An 18,495-nucleotide genomic window follows, 5' to 3' on the forward strand; every position below is an offset into this window, starting at 1 on the left:
TGAGGCCAATCCCTATTGACAGGGATTGGCCTCTTCTACTTCCATCCTTATAAAAAAGCTGTACTTATTGATGCTGAAGACATCAATAAGTACAGCTGGGAATACAACCTCTTATTTGCTGTGAGCAATTTCCGGCGTAGTCAGACGGTCATAGAAATCTACAGCCTTATCTTTATCAGCGGAATCACGCAATGCCATTGCAGAACGAGGGTGCTCGTCCAAAATGCCTGTAATCATATAAGGAATAATGTAGCCCCATTCTTCCTTCTCGCGAAGAGGAATCATGTATTTCTCGATCATATCGAGAACAGGACGAACATTATATTTGGTATTCTTCAAATCAGCTACAAGAAGCTCCGTGTTGCAGTTACCCGCAGCGCGGCCCATACCGTATACAGAGGCATCTAGAAGCTCGACGCCTTTCTCGGCAGCGATAAGCGTATTCGCGAATGCAAGCTGCATGTTGTTATGAGTATGAACGCCAAGACGCTTGGTAGGCAGATACTTTTGGAATTTGTCCACCAAGAAGCTGAAATCATTCGGTTTCAGGCTTCCGTAGGAATCCACGATGTATACAACGTCAACAACGCTGTCATTAATCAGTTGGAAAGCTTCAATCAGTTGGTTCTCCATTACGTTCGAGAGAGCCATAATGTTCAGGGTTGTCTCATAACCGCGGTCATGGAACAGTTGAACAAGCTCAAGGGCCTTGTCCACATCTTGGATGTAGCAGGCAACACGAATCAGGTCTAACAGACTCTCGCTGCGCGGCAAAATATCATTAGCATCTACACGGCCGATATCAACGAGTGCAGACAGCTTGGTATTTCCTTTAACAGGAATAACTTCCTTCAGGAAATTGTCATCCAGAAATCTCCAAGGACCTGCGGATTCAGAGCCCTTCAATAATTTCGGAGAGTTTTTATAGCCAATTTCCATATAATCGACGCCTGCTTCATTCAGACTGTTGTATAAATGCTGAACAAATTCGACGCTGAAATCCCAGTTGTTAACTAGACCGCCATCACGGATCGTACAATCGACAATTTTACAATGACTAGTATTCGTATTCATGCGCTAAACTCCTTCTGTTACTGATTCTCAGTACTTTTTATCTCCCATCATACTTGAAATGATAGCATAAGGCAAAATAAATTTGTCGATTTCTGGGTAAAAATAAACTTTGATCTATATCGACAGCATCGTTTCTGCTTCAGAACGGAAGCTATCATGAAATTGTTTAACAGACGGAATCGCTTCCTGCTGCCCGTTTCTCCAATTAAATACACGCCCACCCGTATCCTCAAGCACATCCAAAAAACGTTTGACTGTTCCTGCTGTTACTGTGCCCGGATGCCGTTCCATGATCCGTTCATAACTAGTTCTAACCTCGTCAAGCAGCTTGAAGGTAGTTGGATTAAAAACAGGCGTGTTATTAAGTCCATAAATATACATCGTCAAATATTTGTCCAAATATAGACTCTTAACTTCTTCCCATTCTGGAGAATCCTTATAAGCGAACAAGAAGGATTCTGCCATCATCGTACGGTCAGATAATTCATCCCATGGAATAATTAATCCGCCGTCGCTTGCCGCTGGATTATTCGACTCCACCGCCCTAAGCGAGATATAGCTGTTCAATGGCTCAGACAAAAATCCCTTATACTGCTTCTGCATGCTGTAATCGACGACAGGATATATGCTGCCCTCTTCTTGCACAAGCTTATAGCCCCCAGATAGCTTGCTCACTACAAGCTGCATGACGTCCTTATCGTCAATAGATGCCGCATTAGCTGATGTAATGGGCCATTCTTGCTTAAGCAGAATCTCTTGTATACCTGGCTTAAAGAAGGCCTCCTGAGAACGGGCTTCATCTTCTGTATAATACTGATTAAGCTCACGAATCATCGTATCCGCAGCTGCCTGTCCTGCTTTATTCATATTCTCATTCAGAAAAGAGACGATCTCAGAAGCTTCCTTCGCTTTCTTCGTTACTTCATGAAATTGTTCCAATGAATGATCCATTTCCTCATCACTGGCAGATTTATTTTGCTGAACTGAGCTCTGAACGCGCCCTTGCTCATCTTTTTCCAGCTTCGTGCATGCCGTACATACGATTAAAAGCAATAAACCACATGCTATATTAAGAACCATTTGTCTTCTGGTCCTGTCCATCTTAAGACTCTTCATACACACCCAACCTTCCGTTTATCTAGTGTATGCCAGATTGAGCATATCCATTAGACGAATGAAAACGAATTTTGGTTTCGATTGGAACCAAAACAACTACAGCTGCTGCATCCTATTAGCTCAACAAATTGTCCAACTTATCTCAATAACCTATTCATCTCAATTTCAGTAGCCTGTCTAACTTCTCTTAACTACTTACCCATCTCAATTCAACAGCCTGTCCAACTTAGTCCAACAACCCATCCATCTCTAATCATCAGACCGTCCAACTCACCTTATCCGCCTGATCATCCCAGCTCGACAATCTATCCAACTTAGCTTATTTACCTATCCATCTCAACTCGGCTGCTATCGAACTTATTCAAACTACCTAAATATCTTCACCAACTCAAATTGCCTCAACACCTTAACGGAACACTATTCCGTTAAGTGACGCTTTCCTGCTCTATTATACAAAATAACGGAACGGTATTCCCCTATTTTAAAAATATATCAAGCAATCGAAGATATTCTGGATAATAACGGAATGTGAATCAGTTAAAACGTCTAAAAATTAGCAGCAATTCAAAATAACGGAACGTAGTTCCGCAAGCTTCATCTTAGACCTTTATCTGCATCCACCTTAGCTGGCATTCAATCTGAATCATAGCAAATCCCTCAGAATACCGCGACTGCAACTGTTCAACTTAAAAAGATCGCCAGCACCTCATGAAATGAGGATACGGGCGATCTTAAATTTCTTACTTTCTAGCTAATTATTATTATTGCTTTATTTTCACTCTATTATTGCTTCACTAATTCAGGTTCAAAATGCCCCGATCTTGCTACCTTGGTCGACAAATACTTTTCATTGTAAAAGGTAGCATCTCCCCATAGCGGCATCCGAGAATGAATATTCATGCCTGCATTGCGAAGCGCTTCTACTTTACGCGGGTTATTCGTAATAATAGATACAGGAGCTTTGCGAAGCAGCTTCAATACCGCTATGGCCTCACTGTAATCACGAGCATCTTCAGCAAAACCAAGCTCCAAATTGGCATCTACCGTATCAAGGCCTTCCTCTTGCAGCAAATAAGCCATCGCTTTGCTGAACAGGCCAATTCCTCTGCCTTCATGGTCAGCCAAATAGAACAAAGCGCCAGTTCCATGAGCGGTTATCATCTTCATGGACTGCTTCAGCTGATAGCCGCAATCGCAGCGCTGGCTGCCGAAAATATCTCCTGTATGGCAAATGCTGTGCATACGAATAAGTGCTTCTTCATTATGTTCGAAATCGCCATAGACAAGAACGCTTGATTGCTGCAGATCAGCATAGTGAAAAGCATTCACTTCCGAGAGCAGGTCCTGAACAGAAGAACCGGCATTCTTCTCTCTCTTCATCCAGCTATACCATTGGAATACGATCGTCTCGCCATCCAGATCAACAGGAAGCTGAATCGGCCCAACGACGCAGATTTGATGGTCTTCGCCTTCGATGGTTTTTATTTTTTGAGACAAGGTTGATAAAAGATGTTCTTTATTCATATTTATTGCTCCTTCGCAACCATATAGTAATCAGAATTGATAACAAAGATAACTTAAAGTTCCCATCGCATAGCTGCGATGAATGACCTGAGGCACCGAATCTGGCTTCTTGCTGCCGAGTGCAATATATAAAGGAACGAAGTGCTCAGCCGTCGGAACAGCCGCGCTTGCGTTCGGGGCTTGGCTAGTATAATCGAATAATGCAGGAAGATCGTTGGTGCCGATCTTATCAATAAGCCAATCATCGAACTGGGCGGCCCAAGGTTCCACCTCGCTTTGCCCCCACTTCAATGCCCTTAAGTTATGCACGCTCACACCGCTACCAATGATCAGAATATTATGGTCAGCCAGTCCCCTAAGCGCTTCTCCAATCCGATAATGGTCTTCAGCAGACCTGTAGGGATTGACGGACACTTGGATAACAGGTATATCGGCTTGCGGGAACATATGTGTTAGCATCGTCCAAGAGCCATGATCAAGACCGCGCTCTGTATCAAATTCTGAAGGAATGCCTGCATCTGCAAGAAGCTTTCCTACAAAGGAAGCAACGACAGAGGAGCCCTTGGCTGGATAAGTAACTTGATATAATTCATCAGGAAAACCATAAAAATCATATATCGTTTCATATATATCATCCCTTGAGCTAATGGTCGTTACCTCTGTTTCCCAATGGGCTGTAAAAATAACGATTGCATCCGGCTTTAATTTAGCGCCCGTAGCTGCAAGAAACCGCGTATAGTCATTCTGTTCAATCGCCAGCATCGGCGATCCGTGCGCCAAAAATAATGGGGTCATGATGTTGCCTCCTCGCATATTTCACTTACTAATAGTAACTAATTATATATTTATAAATAAGTTGCGTCAAGTTATTGACGTTCAAAAAGTTTGGTTGTATAAAATAAATATCAGGGCTATAATGGAGAGGAAATCAGATGAGGTGATGCAAATGGAACAGTCCGATCTATGTCCCCGCCTCCAAAAGGGAATGGACATTATTACCAAGCGATGGACCGGCTTGATTATCTATCAGCTGTTATCCGGCCCTCAGCGATTCTGCGCTGTTCAAGACGCTCTTCCGATTAGCGGAAGACTGCTGTCCGAGCGTTTCAAGGATTTGGAGAACGAGGGGATTATCACGAGAGCCGTATACCCCGATATCCCTGTCCGTATTGAATATTCATTAACGGAAAAGGGACGTGCCCTTGAACCCGTCGTCAGAGACATTCAAAAGTGGTCGCAGGACTGGATCGACTCCGCCTCTATCGCTGCTAAATAAGCTTGTTAACGACAGACAGCCCTACCGCTTTTGGTATGGGCTGTCTTTGTTCTGCTGCAATTCATAACAACAATATCAAAAAAGGGACATGAACCTCCTCATATAGGGGCAGCATGTCTCCAGTTTATCCGGTCAACTAAATTCATATGTGATTACTTGGTATTATAGTCTTTACAATGAGCTGCGTCAACCTATTTTTCAATTTAAGAGCCTCTCCTCAGCCCTCACCTTGACTTATTGTGGTCATAATTGGCTACGATCAGAATATCCAGCTCCCTGGCTGTTCGAACGATCGTCTTGACGATTGTCCCTCTTATGCGCTCTTCCCACCATGACTCCTCCGATTGACCAATGATCAGCTGCGTAGCCCGGCATTCTTCCGCTTTGAATAGTAATGCCTGCGAAGCTTCTTGTCGACCTCTGCTTAGCACCCTCTCGAAGGAGCCTCCCAGCCTGACAGTCAAGCTTTCAAGAACTGCCTTTCTCTTCTCTATGTCGACCGTAACCGATGCGGCTTGTTCGTCTTCTACAAACGCAACGATCCAAGATGCCTTCAATCGAAAAGCAATTCGGAAGCCTCTCCTAATAAGCCGTTCGGCCTGTGGGCCCTTATCGACACAGACGAAAATGACCTCCTCCTTGCGCCAAGGCCCTCGAAAGGGACTATGCCGTTCCCAAGCCTCCAGCCGCTCATCCACATCATCTGCTATTTCACGAAGCGCCAGTTCTCGTAGTGCAATAAGATTACTCGTTCGAAAAAAAGAGCCTAATGCTTGCTCGACCTTCTCCATCGCATAAACCTTGCCTTCCCTCAGGCGAGCTTGGAGCGCCTCAGGTGCAACATCGATCAGCTCTACTTCATCTGCCATCAGCACAATATAATCTGGAACCGTCTCTCTTACGCGTACTCCTGTAAGCTGCTCTACTGCATCATTCAAGCTTTCGACATGCTGGACATTAACAGTAGAAATAACGGATATGCCGGCATGAAGCAGTCGAAGCACGTCTTCATACCTCTTCTTGCATTTGCTTCCCGGCACATTCGTATGAGCCAGCTCATCTACCAGCACAACCTCCGGATTTCGCTTTATAATGGCTTCGACATCCATCTCATTCAGCACCGTGCCGTGGTAAACATGATTTTTCCGTTCGATCCGATGCAAATATCCGATCTGCTCTGCCGTATCCGCTCTCCCATGGGTTTCAAGCAGTCCGATTACAACATCAACACCCTTGCTGAGCAGATTATTGCCTTCACGAAGCATCGTGTACGTTTTGCCAACACCTGGGGCAGCTCCAATGAATACCTTTAGCCTGCCGCGCTTAATTCTGCCAATCTTCTCATCAACCTCTTGACGGCTCAACCTGCGATATAATTCATTATCAATACTCTCGTTGCTGTTTTTGGCTGGCAATATCCTTTCACCCGCATGCTGCGCACTGTCCGCCACAATGAAAATATCCATGCTCGTCGTGCGCCGCATGATATCGTCTATGATTGAACCCTGCCATAGCTGCTCCCACCTGGATTGCTTGGAATGGCCGAGCACAATTCGCGTCACATTATTGGTACGGGCATAATGGACCAGCTTATCTGCAACCTCACGCCTTGATACTCGGGGCAGCTCCTCGAACCTTCCGCCCACCTTCGCAACCAGCTTCTTAATGGATTGCTTGAAAGCTATCTCTTCTTTAGTCATGGTCTTCCGTGGATCTACGAAGGTCACAACGATGAGGTCACCATTCAGCCTCTTCGCTATTTGCTGGCCCCGGCGAACGTGAATCGACCCATTCCAATGATATTGCGCCGCAACCAATATTCGTTCTGCTGTGCCCGAAGGACCGATTAGCCCCATCTCTTGACGATGCTTAACCAGCGACTCATTGACACCGTCAGCAACCAGCCGCAGCGCAAGCTCACGAAGTACGCTAAGATTCCCTCTTCTAAAAATCGCTTCATTCGAGCTATTACGCAAATTCCCTTCGGATAAACGCTGAAGAATCGTCTCCGGGCTGACATCAATTAATCGAACCTCGTCCGCTCTCTCGAGTGTATCAGCGGGGACAGTAGCTTCCGCAGTAATCCCCGTATACTTATAAGCAAGCTCCGTAACGCCTTCCAGCTCATAGACATTCACTGTCGTCAGCACACTTATTCCATGGCTTAGCAAATAGCGGATATCTTCGAGCCTCGTCGGGAATCTAGCATCACTCCGATTATAATGAGCCAAGCCATCCACCAAGACAACCTCTGGATTCCGCGCTATAAGGGCATCCAGATTCAGGTCTTTTTTGGGCTTGCCGTTATTCGTCCAGTGAATGCTAGGAACACGCTCCAAACTGCCCACCTGTTCTATCGTCTCCGGCCTTTGCAGCGTCGACACCGCACAAATGACGACATCAATCCCTTGGCTTAGAAGCGTATGTCCTTCACGAAGCATGTGGTAGGTCTTGCCGGACCCGGACACTGCGCCAATAAAGATTTTGAGCTTGCCGAGATGCAGCTTAGAGATCGAATATAAAATTTCCTCGGGCGATTTGCGTTTGAAGCTGTCCATAGCTTTTCCTCCTGAAACGTTATTTCACTAGCTCTTGTAATTCCACGTTCAACAGCAGAACATTAACGCCCTGCTCACCAAAGACGCCCCATTCTCTATCTTTTGTATGTTTGTCAATTAAAGCCTCCAACTGATCAGCTGCGATACCCGTTCCTTTGCTGATCCGCGGGATCTGTACTCTCGCCGCTTCAGGGCTAATATGAGGATCAAGACCAGACCCTGAATTGGTTACAAGATCAATTGGCAATTCGGATACGGGTACATCGGGATTGTTCTGCTGCCATGCTTTTACAGCTTCTGTCGTACGGGCCAACAGATCAGGATTGGACGGTGCATAGTTGGGCGTTCCTGATGAAACGGCATTATAGTCGATGCTCGATACCCGCCCATGGAACAGATTCGGATCTGTGAAGGACTGACCGATCAGCTCCGAACCAATCAGCTCCTTATTGGCATTGTAGACCAAGCTGCCATCTGCTTTATTAGGCATCACAGCCTGAGCAATTCCCGTTACAACCAAGTGATAGACCACCCCGCATAGCAGGATAACTACGAGACTGGTTCGAATCGTTGTTGTAATCATTGCAGCAATCCCTTTTAACATAGCTCTTGCACTCCCTCTACACCCATATTTGAACGATCATATCAATCAGCTTAATTGCTGCGAATGGAGCAATTACACCACCCAAGCCATAAATCAATAAGTTGCGTTGAAGCAGCAGTGAGGAGCTCATTGGCTTGTAGGCAACCCCTTTCATTGCGAGAGGAATGAGCAGCGGGATAATAACCGCATTGAATATAAGGGCTGATAGAATAGCCGACATCGGTGAATTCAGCTTCATAATATTTAGGGCCTCCATCTCTGGAATAGCCAGCATGAACATTGCAGGGATAATAGCAAAATATTTGGCGATATCATTGGCAATACTGAAGGTAGTCAAGGCTCCTCGAGTCATCAATAGCTGCTTGCCGATCGCGACCACTTCGATAATCTTGGACGGATCAGAATCAAGATCAATCATGTTAGCCGCTTCCTTAGCTGCTACCGTGCCGCTGTTCATCGCTATGCCTACATCAGCTTGCGCAAGGGCTGGGGCGTCATTCGTCCCGTCGCCTGTCATCGCCACCAGCTTTCCTTCTGCTTGTTCACGCTTAATGACAGCGATCTTATCCTCTGGCTTGCTTTCGGCGATGAAATCATCGACGCCCGCTTCCCTTGCAATTGTAGCTGCCGTCAATGGGTTATCCCCAGTACACATAATCGTTTTAATGCCCATTTGCCTCATCTGCTCGAAGCGTTCCCTCATGCCCGGCTTGACGGTATCCTTCAAATAAATAAGTCCATAGATCACATTATCTACAGCAACCGCAAGGGGCGTTCCGCCCGCCGATGCAATCGCATCGCTGTTCGTATCCAGCTTGCTTGGGATGGTGCCGCCTTGTGCGATGACCCACTTTTTCACAGAATCTACAGCGCCTTTACGCACCTTGCGTCCATCCTTTAAGTCCATGCCGCTCATTCGCGTCTCTGCTTTGAACTCGATATATTCCGCACCATCCGCCAGACTTGTATCATAGGTGAAGCCCTGCTTCTTCATTAGCTCCAGAATGGACCTGCCTTCTGGCGTCTCATCCTGCATCGAGCTGATTGCCGCCCACGCGGCTACATCTGGAACGGTGTGCTCAGAGCTTACAGAAAAGAACTCACTAGCCATCCGATTCCCGTAGGTAATTGTTCCGGTCTTGTCGAGAATAATCGTATTAATATCTCCCGATGCTTCAACCGCTTTCCCCGACATCGCCAGCACATTGAATTGCGTGACTCTGTCCATCCCTGCAATGCCAATCGCCGACAATAATCCTCCGATTGTTGTTGGTATCAAGCAGACAAGCAAGGCGACAAGAACAGGGATTTCTAATTGGATATCCAAATAGCTCGCAAAAAAGGGCAGCGTTACGACAACAAGCAGGAAGATGATCGTAAGACTTGTCAGTACCGTATTCAATGCAATTTCATTAGGGGTTTTCTGCCGCTTGGCCCCCTCGACGAGCGAGATCATGCGATCGAGGAAGGACTCGCCCGGATCGCTCGTAATGCGTACTTTAATCTGATCGCTGACGACCATCGTCCCTCCTGTAACGGAGCTGAAATCCCCTCCTGCTTCCTTGATCACAGAGGCTGATTCACCCGTAATTGCAGATTCGTCAACAGATGCGAGACCTTCGATCACTTCGCCATCTCCGGGAATCATCTCCCCCGAAGCGACAACTACGATATCTCCCTTTCTCAGCTCCGAAGAAGAAACTTGCTTCACAGTAGAGCCAACGATTTTATTGGCCATAATATCTTTTTTCGTCTTTTTCAATGAATCCGCCTGTGCCTTGCCTCGTCCCTCCGCCAAAGCTTCAGCGAAGTTAGCGAATAGAATCGTTATGAGCAATATAAGGGCAACGGCAAGATTAAATCCTGTAGAGCTGGCATTCCCGAACGCATCCGGTATAAAGACTAGCAAGAGGGTTACGAAAAATCCCACTTCAACGACGAACATAATCGGATTGCGAATCATCTTTCTCGGATCTAATTTTATAAAGGCCTGCTTCAACGCCTGATTAAGGATTGAACGGTCGACTGCTGATTTTTTCTGGTTCATGCCTGATTCCTCCATTGTTATCCAGGTTCTATGGCTTTAAGGTAAGATGCTCTGCAATCGGTCCAAGCACAAGGGCAGGAAAGAACGTTAGCGCCCCGACGATCAGCACGGTTCCGAGGAAGACACATGCGAACAGTGCATTGTCTGTACGGAAGGTTCCTGTTGTCTCTGGTACCGTCTTCTTCGCAGCTAATGAACCTACTACCGCCAGCAGAAGAATGACAGAAGCATATCTGCCAAGGAACATGACAATCCCCGTTGATATATTCCAGAAAGGTGTGGCATCACCCAAGCCCTCGAATCCTGAGCCATTATTAGCTGCGGAAGAGGTGAATTCATATAATACCTGCGACAGCCCATGGAAACCAGGATTCGATATGGTCCCCGATTGTGTTGCTAGAGCAAGTGCCGTTGGTGCGAGAATAAGAAAAGGCTGAATGAGCAGCGCAACGGCAATGAGCTTCATTTCTCGGCCTTCGATTTTTTTGCCCAGAAACTCTGGTGTCCGCCCGACCATTAGACCCGATAAGAAAACAGCGATAATGGCATACAGCAGCACGTTCAGCAAGCCTACGCCTACGCCCCCGAATACGGTATTAAGCATCATATTGGCGAGCGTAACCATTCCTGCAATCGGGGTCAAGGTATCGTGCATCGTATTGACTGCCCCGGTCTCCGAAGCGGTCGTCACAACCGAATAGAGGGAGGATGCCGCCGTTCCCAGCCGTACCTCTTTTCCTTCCATGGATCCCTGATCCGCTTGAATGCCAAGTGCATTAAGGGCTGGATTCCCGGCAAATTCACTGGTTAGAGAAGTGCCTAGCATCACGATGAACAGCATCGCCATGGAGACGAAGAGAACGCGCCCCTGCTTCGCATTGCCGACCATTTTTCCATAAGTGAAGGGCAGTGCAGTCGTTAGCAGCAGCATAAGCAGCATTTGGAGCAAATTGCTTAAGCCGCCGGTATTCTCAAAAGGATGAGCCGAGTTGACGCCAAAAAATCCGCCGCCGTTATTGCCAAGCTCCTTGATTGCTAAGAAAGAAGCTACCGGTCCGCGAGCAATGTCCTGCGATGCCCCTTCCAGGGTAGTCGCTGTAACTGTAGGCTCCAGCGTCTGCGGCGTGCCAAGCGCGATGAACAGCAGGGCAGCAACAAATGCAATGGGAAGAAAGATCCGCGTAATCCCCCGCACCATGTCGACGAAGAAGTTGCCCAGCGGCTTTCCTGCAAGCCCTCTTATAAAAGCGATAACGATCGCAAGACCAGTCGCAGGAGAGGTAAACATCATGAACACGATTGCGATCATTTGAGATAGATATGATAACCCGCTCTCCCCGCTGTAATGCTGCAAGTTCGTATTAGCCATGAAACTGATTGCCGTATTGAAGGCAAGTGTTGGTTCCATATTGGCAATGCCGCTTGGATTCAAAGGCAGCCAGGCTTGCGTACGGAAGATCAAATACACGATACCAATCATAACCGCATTCGAAATCACAACAGCGGCTGCATATTGCTTCCAAGTCTGATTATCCCGGCGTATGCCTGAAGCAGAGAATATCAGCCTCTCAACAGGAGCAAATATGTTGTCCAATCTTGTCTTGTCATATTGAAATACCTTCGCTACGTACAAGCCTGTCGGCTTGGCTAGCAGCAGCGCCAGCATTAAAGTAAATGCGATGGATAAAAATGCGAACATCGTCAATGGAATTCCTCCTTAGGTATAAGCACTAGAACTTTTCTGGATGAATGAGCACATAAGTTAAGTAGACGAACAAAGCTGCTATTAGGATGACTAACGCCCATATCATTTGGATTCACTTCCCTCTTCTATCGTTGTGGATGCCCACCGGCCTAATCCAATCATGAGCAGAGTTAAAACGATAACGATTCCCGCCATATATATGTCCAGCATTTTTCATTCCTCCTAGGGATGGGTTGCAGGCTTCTTCCTGCTCTAATCACTCAGCCGAATGATGCTCCGGCTCCCGATCACGCAACAAAAATCCAACCTCCGACGCTCGTGTATAAATAATGTGGTTCGCACCCAGCCCTTTGTATATGGCTCGTGGGTTCCAATTTTGTGTAATGATATATAGCGGCTTGGAGGTCCATTGCCTGCAGCATTGAACGTATCTGCAACTTAACGCCAGGCTGCTCTCGAAAATGAATACCTCCGCTATCGCAGCTGATGGCAGCTCCCAACTGCTGCGATCATTCGTATTGAGCCGAATAACGCTCATAACGCCTGCTCGTTTGAAGCGTAGCTCCTCCTGCTTGTTATTCGTTAGCACGATAAAAGGCAGCTGCTTAAACATAAGCTGTCGGATAAAAGAAAGCGTAGCTTCGTTCATGCCAGCTACGAGAATATGCTCTTGTTCCATCTCATTTTCCTCCTGTAAACCCATATAGCAGGAGAAAAAGACAACAAAAAAGAAGCCTACGGGAGCAGAGGTGCTCTCCCGCGGCTTCTTCGGTCATGGAGAAAGAACATTCCATGAAGGGTCGGCTCGCGACGATTGTCGCCTCTCTCAAAATACGCTTACGAGGTTAGCTGTCGGATTCGGGCTTGAGAGTCGCCCTACGCTTGGCTGCAAAGCCTCGCGATTCACCCCATGAGCATTTGCGGCATTCTGATTGCCGTTATTGCTCGTTGGTTCCCCCGTTCCCGTCATGCGGGACTCAGCGTTTCAATTGTACTTGCTGTGCGGCAACAGCTGCATTTTCCATTTTGGGCCGCAAAAAACCACAGAGGCTTATGCCGCTGTGGTCGAATTAATCGATCACAAGCTTCATCATCCCTCTCTCGATCTACGCTTACGAGGTTAGCTGTCGGATTCGGGCGGTGAGAGTCGCCCTACTTTGTAACCGAATGCCTTCGGCCAAAGATTCACCCCTGCGTCATTGCGATCCGACTCTCACATCGAATAGCGCAATGACGCGAATGCACAGCGGGTCTCTTGTTGAAGAAGATCCCGCAATTGCTTGGTTCCCCCGTTTCCCGTCTTGTCAACGGAAACTCAGCGATACAGTTCTGGAAACTTTTTTATAACTCTGAATCGAATCATACTCCCTGCCTTCCTATTGTGTAAAGCGATGGCAGGAACCGAATAGACCGAAAAACAAGGATAAAGACTTAAGAATAGCGCTTTCAATCCACTCCATCTTCACCAATCAACGTATATCTCTCTATTTCTTCAGTTTACGAAATTTATACGAAGTGGCATCCGCTCTCGCCTGCATGAAATTCAGACCTATTATCGCTTGTATCTTAATAGCCGAGCATAAGAGAGTATTTTCGTGAAAAACCATGATTATATAGCCTAAATCAGTCTTGCTATTTACTTTTGACAGGAATAAGGCTTTAAACAGAAAAGCTTCGTTTTACAAAAAACGGTACCGAGTATAACATAGACGCCAAGCCGAAAAAGGCTAATCTGCAATCGCTGAATTCTTGCTAAGAAGCGGGGGAACCATCGCGTGTATTATGAACCTATTAACGGTTATTATGAACGCAAGGGGTGAATCGGGTCTGCATTATGCCTGTAGGGAGCTCTCTATCCCGAATCCGTCAGCTAACTCCGTAAGCGAATACGAGGAGAGATTAAGATGATTATTGTACAAGGTGCCGATCCATTACCTAATGCCGAGCTTCCCCCTGAACTAATCGTAAAAAGAATTGAGCTTTTTATTATCCCGGAACCAGCTATTACAGGAGACACAGGCTATAAAATTTGTATGCGTATAACGACAAATCAGGGCTTTGGACGAAGCGAACTATTCCTCCAAGTAACAGACCTGCCCGCCGATTGGAGCGCTTGGAGTGCTGCTTTATCCCACTATATCGGCAGCATCAGCACAATTCCATTCCTGTGGTCCACAACTCCTGACGATCCTAACCAGCTCCAACGTTTATTCGCGGATTCCGTTACTAACGTTACTGCTGATCTTTGCTGTACACAGCTATTATTGCGACATTCTACCTTCTACTTATCTTTGTTCTAGACACCAACCAGCTAACAGAAGAGAAACCCTGAAATGGACGAATACCGTCTTCAGGGTTTCTTTTTGCTCATTGATTCGTTATGTGGAAGCCTTAGGTCTTTAGTAAACCAGAGCCTATAGCTAAGCCAGCTTAGCAGCATCGCAGTTATTGCAGCTGATGAGGCCAATACGAACATAATAAGTATTTGGTATTTCACAGCCTCGATCGGTTCAGCGCCAGCTACGATCATTCCGGTCATCATCCCCGGGAGCTGGACAAGCCCAACCGTTTTCATGCCATCAATCGTTGGTATCATGCTGGAGCGGACTGAGCGCTTAATTGCGGCCTCAATTGCTTGCTTCGCCGTCGCACCGAGTGCCAGCAAGGTCTCAATTTCTCCTCTTGATGACTCTACCTCACGTTTCATCTGATTAAGATAAAGACCGCATACGACCATCGAGCTGCCAATGATGATCCCGCTGACCGGAATAATATATTGTGGAACAGCTTCAATGATACCAAGTCCGAGCAGCAACCCCATCGTCACAGCTTCAGTACAAGCAAGCGCAATAGCAATTCGAAGCCGAATGCCGGGAACGGACTTGGCCCGCGATCCTGCATTCCATGCGGCTACGCTAATCATAGATAAGAGAATAAGAATAATAAAGACAGGGTGATTGGTCTCAAAAATAAAATGCAGGACGTAACCAATAAATAAAAGCTGCAGGGCTGATCTTATCGTACCTATGACGATATCCTTCTCAAGCCCAAGCTTCTGCTTGATGGAGAGAAAAGCTGTAATCGCCACGAACACCAAGGTACAGACTAAGGCAAGTTCACTCATGCGCAGCCTCCTCTCTGGAGGACTGCTTCCTTAAATATTGACAAGCTTGCTCCGTCGAAGGGCTCTGGAAGAAGCTCTCCGTATCGGAGGCTTCAATCAGCTTGCCCTCTGCCATAAACCAGATTTGATCACTGATGCAGCGGGCCTGCTCCAAATCATGCGTAACCCAGACGAACGCCGTTCCATTCTTCTCCGTCCAAAGCTTCACATGCTGCTCTACCGCTTCCTTGCTGGCAGGATCAAGTGAAGAGGTCGTTTCATCGAGCAGCAGCATATCCGGCTGTAGCAGCATTGAACGGACTAGCGCGGTACGCTGCTTTTCTCCGCCTGAGAGCTCGGATGCGGGCTTACTCCAATCTATGTGGCCTAATCCGATTGCCTCCATAGAGCCTCTGGCTAGCGCTTCATCAAAGACAAGGCCATGCAGCTCACTTGCCGTCCTTAGGTTTTGCTCAATACTGCCTGGCAGCATAATCGGCGTTTGAGCGACATAACCTATCCTCTTGCGCCAAGCTTGTGGATTCAAGGACTCAACTGGCTTCCCCTCAAGCCGTAAGTCGCCTTGATCCATCGTTTCTAGTAAAGCAAGAATGCGCAGAAGGGTACTTTTCCCTTGACCCGATACACCAAGGAGCGCAATTCTCTCGCCGGCATTAACCTTGGCTGTTATTCCTTCGAATAGCCAGCCCTTTTCGCTGTCTCTTTTATATTTAGATATATTATTTATCTCAAGTAAAGAAGCCATATGATAATCGTTGCCTCCTAGCACTAAACGAACTGCCACAAGCATATTTGAGACAGCCTGTTTGTAATCGTACCATGCGTTCTTCGAAATTTCTCCCCTTAATCTACAAATAAAAAAACGGCATCGCCAAGGTATGGCAATACCGTTCCTGTTTTAGCTTATAAATTAGGCATTTTTAGCGTATTGCGCTCTGACTTGCTCTGTAGCCGCAAGCATATTGCGCAAGGATAGTACAGTCTCTTCCATCCCTCTTGTCTTGAGGCCGCAATCCGGGTTAATCCAGAAGAGCTCAGGGTCCAGCACGCTCAAAGCACGCTTAATCATAGACGTCATCTCTTCTACTGCTGGAACACGCGGGCTATGGATATCATATACTCCTAGTCCTATACCCAAATCATACGTATGCTCTTCAAAGCTATGAATCAGTTCGCCATGGCTGCGTGAAGTCTCAATGGAGATAACGTCAGCATCAAGCGCACGAATGGCATCAATAATGTCATGGAATTCACAGTAGCACATATGAGTATGAATTTGCGTTGTATCCTTGACTACAGAAGTTGACAGCTTAAAGGCTAGAACGGACCACTGCAAATAATGATCCCAGTCGCCGCGCTTGAGCGGCAGGCCTTCACGAAGGGCTGGCTCATCCACCTGAATCATTTCAACACCTGCATTCTCCAAAGCCTTCACTTCTTCTGCCAGTGCGAGCGCAATCTGGTAAGATACTTGCTCACGTGTGATGTCACTGCGAACAAATGACCAATTCAAGATCGTAATTGGACCCGTTAGCATTCCTTTTACAGGCTTCGTAGTGAGTGATTGTGCATAGACCGTCTCTTCGACCGTCATTGGCTTGCTGAAGGCAACATCGCCATAAATAACCGGCGGCTTCACGCAGCGAGAGCCATAGGATTGTACCCAGCCGTTGCGTGTGAAGGCAAAGCCCTCCAGCTTCTCACCGAAAAATTCAACCATATCTGTGCGTTCAAATTCACCGTGCACGAGCACGTCCAGTCCAATCTCCTCTTGCAGCTTAATCCATTTATCGATCTGTTCGCGGATAAAGGTGCGATAAGCCTCATCATTCAGCTGACCTTTTCTCCACTGCTGTCTTGCTTGACGCACCTCAACGGTCTGCGGGAAGCTTCCGATCGTTGTAGTCGGCAAGAACGGCAGATTCCAGCGTTCCTTTTGAGCGACTACACGCTGGGAGAAAGGATTTTTCCGTACAGCCGGCTGTTCCTTGATACGGGATACGGCTTCTTGTACTTCTTTCCGGTTTCTTGAAGGAGAGGCATTCAGATCGCGTAGTGCAGCTGCGTTCTTGCCGAACTGCTCTGCAACGGATGCTTCGCCATCCTTTATGGCTTTGGTGATCCAAACGATCTCATCCAGCTTCTCACTAGCGAATGCCAATGCGGCTTGGAGCTCCGGCGCGAGTTCAGTTTCACCTGCTGCGGTTACTGGAACATGCAGCAAGCTGCATGAAGGCTGAATGACTAAACGCTCATATGGCACAACCTTAGCAATTCGGGCGAGCAGAGCGGTTAGCTCATGGCAGTCCGAGCGCCAAATATTGCGGCCGTCCACAATGCCAGCGGCTAATACTTTATTGGACGGGAAGCCGACCGTTTCAAGCGATTTCAACGTAGCTTCCGCATTCACGGTGAAGTCGAAGCCGATCCCTTGTACTGGCAGTGCGGTCACTGCTTCATATTGATCAATGGATTCAAAATAGGTTTGAAGCAAGAGATTCAAGCCAGGAGCTGCATCATTCAGCTGAGTATATATCGAATGAATAAGCTGGAGGTCCTCTTGCGATACGCCTGTAACAAGTACGGGCTCGTCGATCTGTACCCATTGCACGCCTTCTTGCTCAAGCTCTTTCAAAACCTGCGCATATAGAGGGACGAAATGCCCAACCAGCTCAGCAAAGCGGCTTGCGTCATAGCCTTTGGACAGCTTCAAAAAGCTATACGGTCCAATAATGACCGGCTTGCCTTCAATGCCCAGCTCCTGCTTCGCTTCTTTGTACGCCGATAATGGACGGTTCTCAGCGAGCACCGGAGCAGCATCATTCAGCTCAGGAACAATATAGTGGTAGTTTGTATTGAACCATTTGGTCATTTCGGAGGCAGAAGCTTCTTTATTGCCCCTTGCAATCGCATAATAGGTAGCGACAGGAACTGGACCGCCCTTATAGTCAAAGCGCGCGGGCACGATGCCGAACATCGCTGCTGTATCAAGGACATGGTCATAAAAGGAGAAATCATTAACGGGAATAAGATCGATTCCTTTAGCTTGCTGGAGACGCAGATGATTAAGGCGGATTTCTTTTAGTTGCTCTAGCAGAGCCTTCTCCTCAAGCTTCCCGCTCCAGAAGGCTTCCAGGGCTTTCTTCCATTCTCTGTTCTCTCCGATTCTTGGGAAGCCTAAGTTACTGCTTTTTATTGTGGTCATTTTTTTGTTCCTCCTCAAAGTTTTGTGTGTAACAAAAAGGGTAAACCTTTGTTAAAGCAAAACTACTTCGTAAGCATGAGACTTAAGTTTTGTGTGTAACAAAAAGGGTAAACCTTTGTTAAAGCAAAACTACTTCGTAAGCATAAGACTTAAGTTTTGTGTGTAACAAAAAGGGTAAACCTTTGTTAAAGCAAAACTACTTCGTAAGCATGAGACTTAAGTTTTGTGTGTAACAAAAAGGGTAAACCTTTGTTAAAGCAAA

15 protein-coding genes and 3 riboswitches are annotated in these 18,495 nt (G+C 46.9%); of the genes, 2 read left to right on the forward strand and 13 right to left on the reverse strand.

Translation table 11 applies throughout. The features are described 5' to 3' along the window. Positions 1 to 111 precede the first annotated feature (111 nt). The 4 genes from AC50YO_RS17770 to AC50YO_RS17785 form a co-directional block, all read right to left on the reverse strand. Complete coding sequence (locus AC50YO_RS17770) at positions 112 to 1,074, reverse strand: aldolase catalytic domain-containing protein (RefSeq protein ID WP_494849217.1); 963 nt, start codon at positions 1,072 to 1,074, stop codon at positions 112 to 114. A 114-nt stretch (positions 1,075 to 1,188) separates the two neighbouring features. Next, positions 1,189 to 2,190, reverse strand: coding sequence for a hypothetical protein (locus AC50YO_RS17775; protein WP_494849218.1), 1,002 nt, complete (start codon positions 2,188 to 2,190; stop codon positions 1,189 to 1,191). Between the two features lie 783 nt (positions 2,191 to 2,973). Next, positions 2,974 to 3,714, reverse strand: coding sequence for a GTP cyclohydrolase II (locus tag AC50YO_RS17780; RefSeq protein WP_494849219.1), 741 nt, complete (start codon positions 3,712 to 3,714; stop codon positions 2,974 to 2,976). Between the two features lie 30 nt (positions 3,715 to 3,744). After that, a complete protein-coding gene (locus tag AC50YO_RS17785; protein WP_494849221.1) occupies positions 3,745 to 4,509 on the reverse strand; it encodes a DODA-type extradiol aromatic ring-opening family dioxygenase in 765 nt (254 codons plus the stop codon). Between the two features lie 151 nt (positions 4,510 to 4,660). Between AC50YO_RS17785 and AC50YO_RS17790 the strand changes: the two genes are divergently transcribed. After that, entirely contained in the window at positions 4,661 to 4,990 is a 330-nt protein-coding gene (locus tag AC50YO_RS17790) for a winged helix-turn-helix transcriptional regulator (protein WP_494849222.1), read from the forward strand. Between the two features lie 224 nt (positions 4,991 to 5,214). On the opposite strand, the gene AC50YO_RS17795 is transcribed toward AC50YO_RS17790, so the two are convergent. The 6 genes from AC50YO_RS17795 to AC50YO_RS17820 form a co-directional block, all read right to left on the reverse strand. Next, positions 5,215 to 7,548, reverse strand: a complete 2,334-nt coding sequence (locus tag AC50YO_RS17795) for a histidine kinase (RefSeq protein ID WP_494849224.1) — start codon at positions 7,546 to 7,548, stop codon at positions 5,215 to 5,217. 19 nt (positions 7,549 to 7,567) lie between these two features. Continuing rightward, positions 7,568 to 8,152 carry a potassium-transporting ATPase subunit KdpC gene (gene kdpC, locus AC50YO_RS17800; protein ID WP_494849226.1) on the reverse strand — a complete coding sequence of 195 codons (585 nt, stop codon included), beginning with the start codon at positions 8,150 to 8,152 and terminating at the stop codon, positions 7,568 to 7,570. A 16-nt stretch (positions 8,153 to 8,168) separates the two neighbouring features. Beyond that, a complete protein-coding gene (gene kdpB / locus AC50YO_RS17805; protein WP_494849228.1) occupies positions 8,169 to 10,199 on the reverse strand; it encodes a potassium-transporting ATPase subunit KdpB in 2,031 nt (676 codons plus the stop codon). Between the two features lie 28 nt (positions 10,200 to 10,227). Next, the gene (gene kdpA, locus AC50YO_RS17810) at positions 10,228 to 11,898 is read right to left on the reverse strand and encodes a potassium-transporting ATPase subunit KdpA (RefSeq protein ID WP_494849270.1); all 1,671 of its coding nucleotides are present in this window, start codon (positions 11,896 to 11,898) and stop codon (positions 10,228 to 10,230) included. Positions 11,899 to 11,929: 31 nt separating this feature from the next. Next, positions 11,930 to 12,010, reverse strand: a complete 81-nt coding sequence (kdpF, locus tag AC50YO_RS17815; RefSeq protein ID WP_494849271.1) for a K(+)-transporting ATPase subunit F — start codon at positions 12,008 to 12,010, stop codon at positions 11,930 to 11,932. A 150-nt stretch (positions 12,011 to 12,160) separates the two neighbouring features. Further along, on the reverse strand, positions 12,161 to 12,583 hold the full coding sequence (locus AC50YO_RS17820; RefSeq protein WP_494849229.1) for a hypothetical protein: 423 nt from the start codon (positions 12,581 to 12,583) through the stop codon (positions 12,161 to 12,163). Positions 12,584 to 12,722: 139 nt separating this feature from the next. Next, a riboswitch (cyclic di-AMP (ydaO/yuaA leader) is annotated at positions 12,723 to 12,897 on the reverse strand. 100 nt (positions 12,898 to 12,997) lie between these two features. Beyond that, positions 12,998 to 13,235: riboswitch (cyclic di-AMP (ydaO/yuaA leader) on the reverse strand. 398 nt (positions 13,236 to 13,633) lie between these two features. Further along, positions 13,634 to 13,804, forward strand: a riboswitch (cyclic di-AMP (ydaO/yuaA leader). 4 nt (positions 13,805 to 13,808) lie between these two features. On the opposite strand from AC50YO_RS17820, the gene AC50YO_RS17825 reads away from it, so the two are divergent. Then, positions 13,809 to 14,204, forward strand: coding sequence for a hypothetical protein (locus tag AC50YO_RS17825; protein ID WP_494849231.1), 396 nt, complete (start codon positions 13,809 to 13,811; stop codon positions 14,202 to 14,204). Positions 14,205 to 14,254: 50 nt separating this feature from the next. Here AC50YO_RS17825 and AC50YO_RS17830 read toward each other — a convergent pair whose 3' ends face one another. The 3 genes from AC50YO_RS17830 to metE form a co-directional block, all read right to left on the reverse strand. Next, positions 14,255 to 15,028 (reverse strand): ABC transporter permease, encoded by a 774-nt coding sequence (locus AC50YO_RS17830; protein ID WP_494849233.1) that lies wholly within the window; start codon positions 15,026 to 15,028, stop codon positions 14,255 to 14,257. Then, a complete protein-coding gene (locus AC50YO_RS17835; protein WP_494849235.1) occupies positions 15,021 to 15,812 on the reverse strand; it encodes an ABC transporter ATP-binding protein in 792 nt (263 codons plus the stop codon). The genes AC50YO_RS17830 and AC50YO_RS17835 overlap by 8 nt, the downstream gene beginning before the upstream one ends. A 126-nt stretch (positions 15,813 to 15,938) precedes the next feature. Beyond that, a complete protein-coding gene (metE, locus tag AC50YO_RS17840) occupies positions 15,939 to 18,233 on the reverse strand; it encodes a 5-methyltetrahydropteroyltriglutamate--homocysteine S-methyltransferase (RefSeq protein WP_494849237.1) in 2,295 nt (764 codons plus the stop codon). Positions 18,234 to 18,495 lie beyond the last annotated feature (262 nt).

It is taken from the genome of Paenibacillus sp. J22P59 (genome assembly GCF_059383895.1).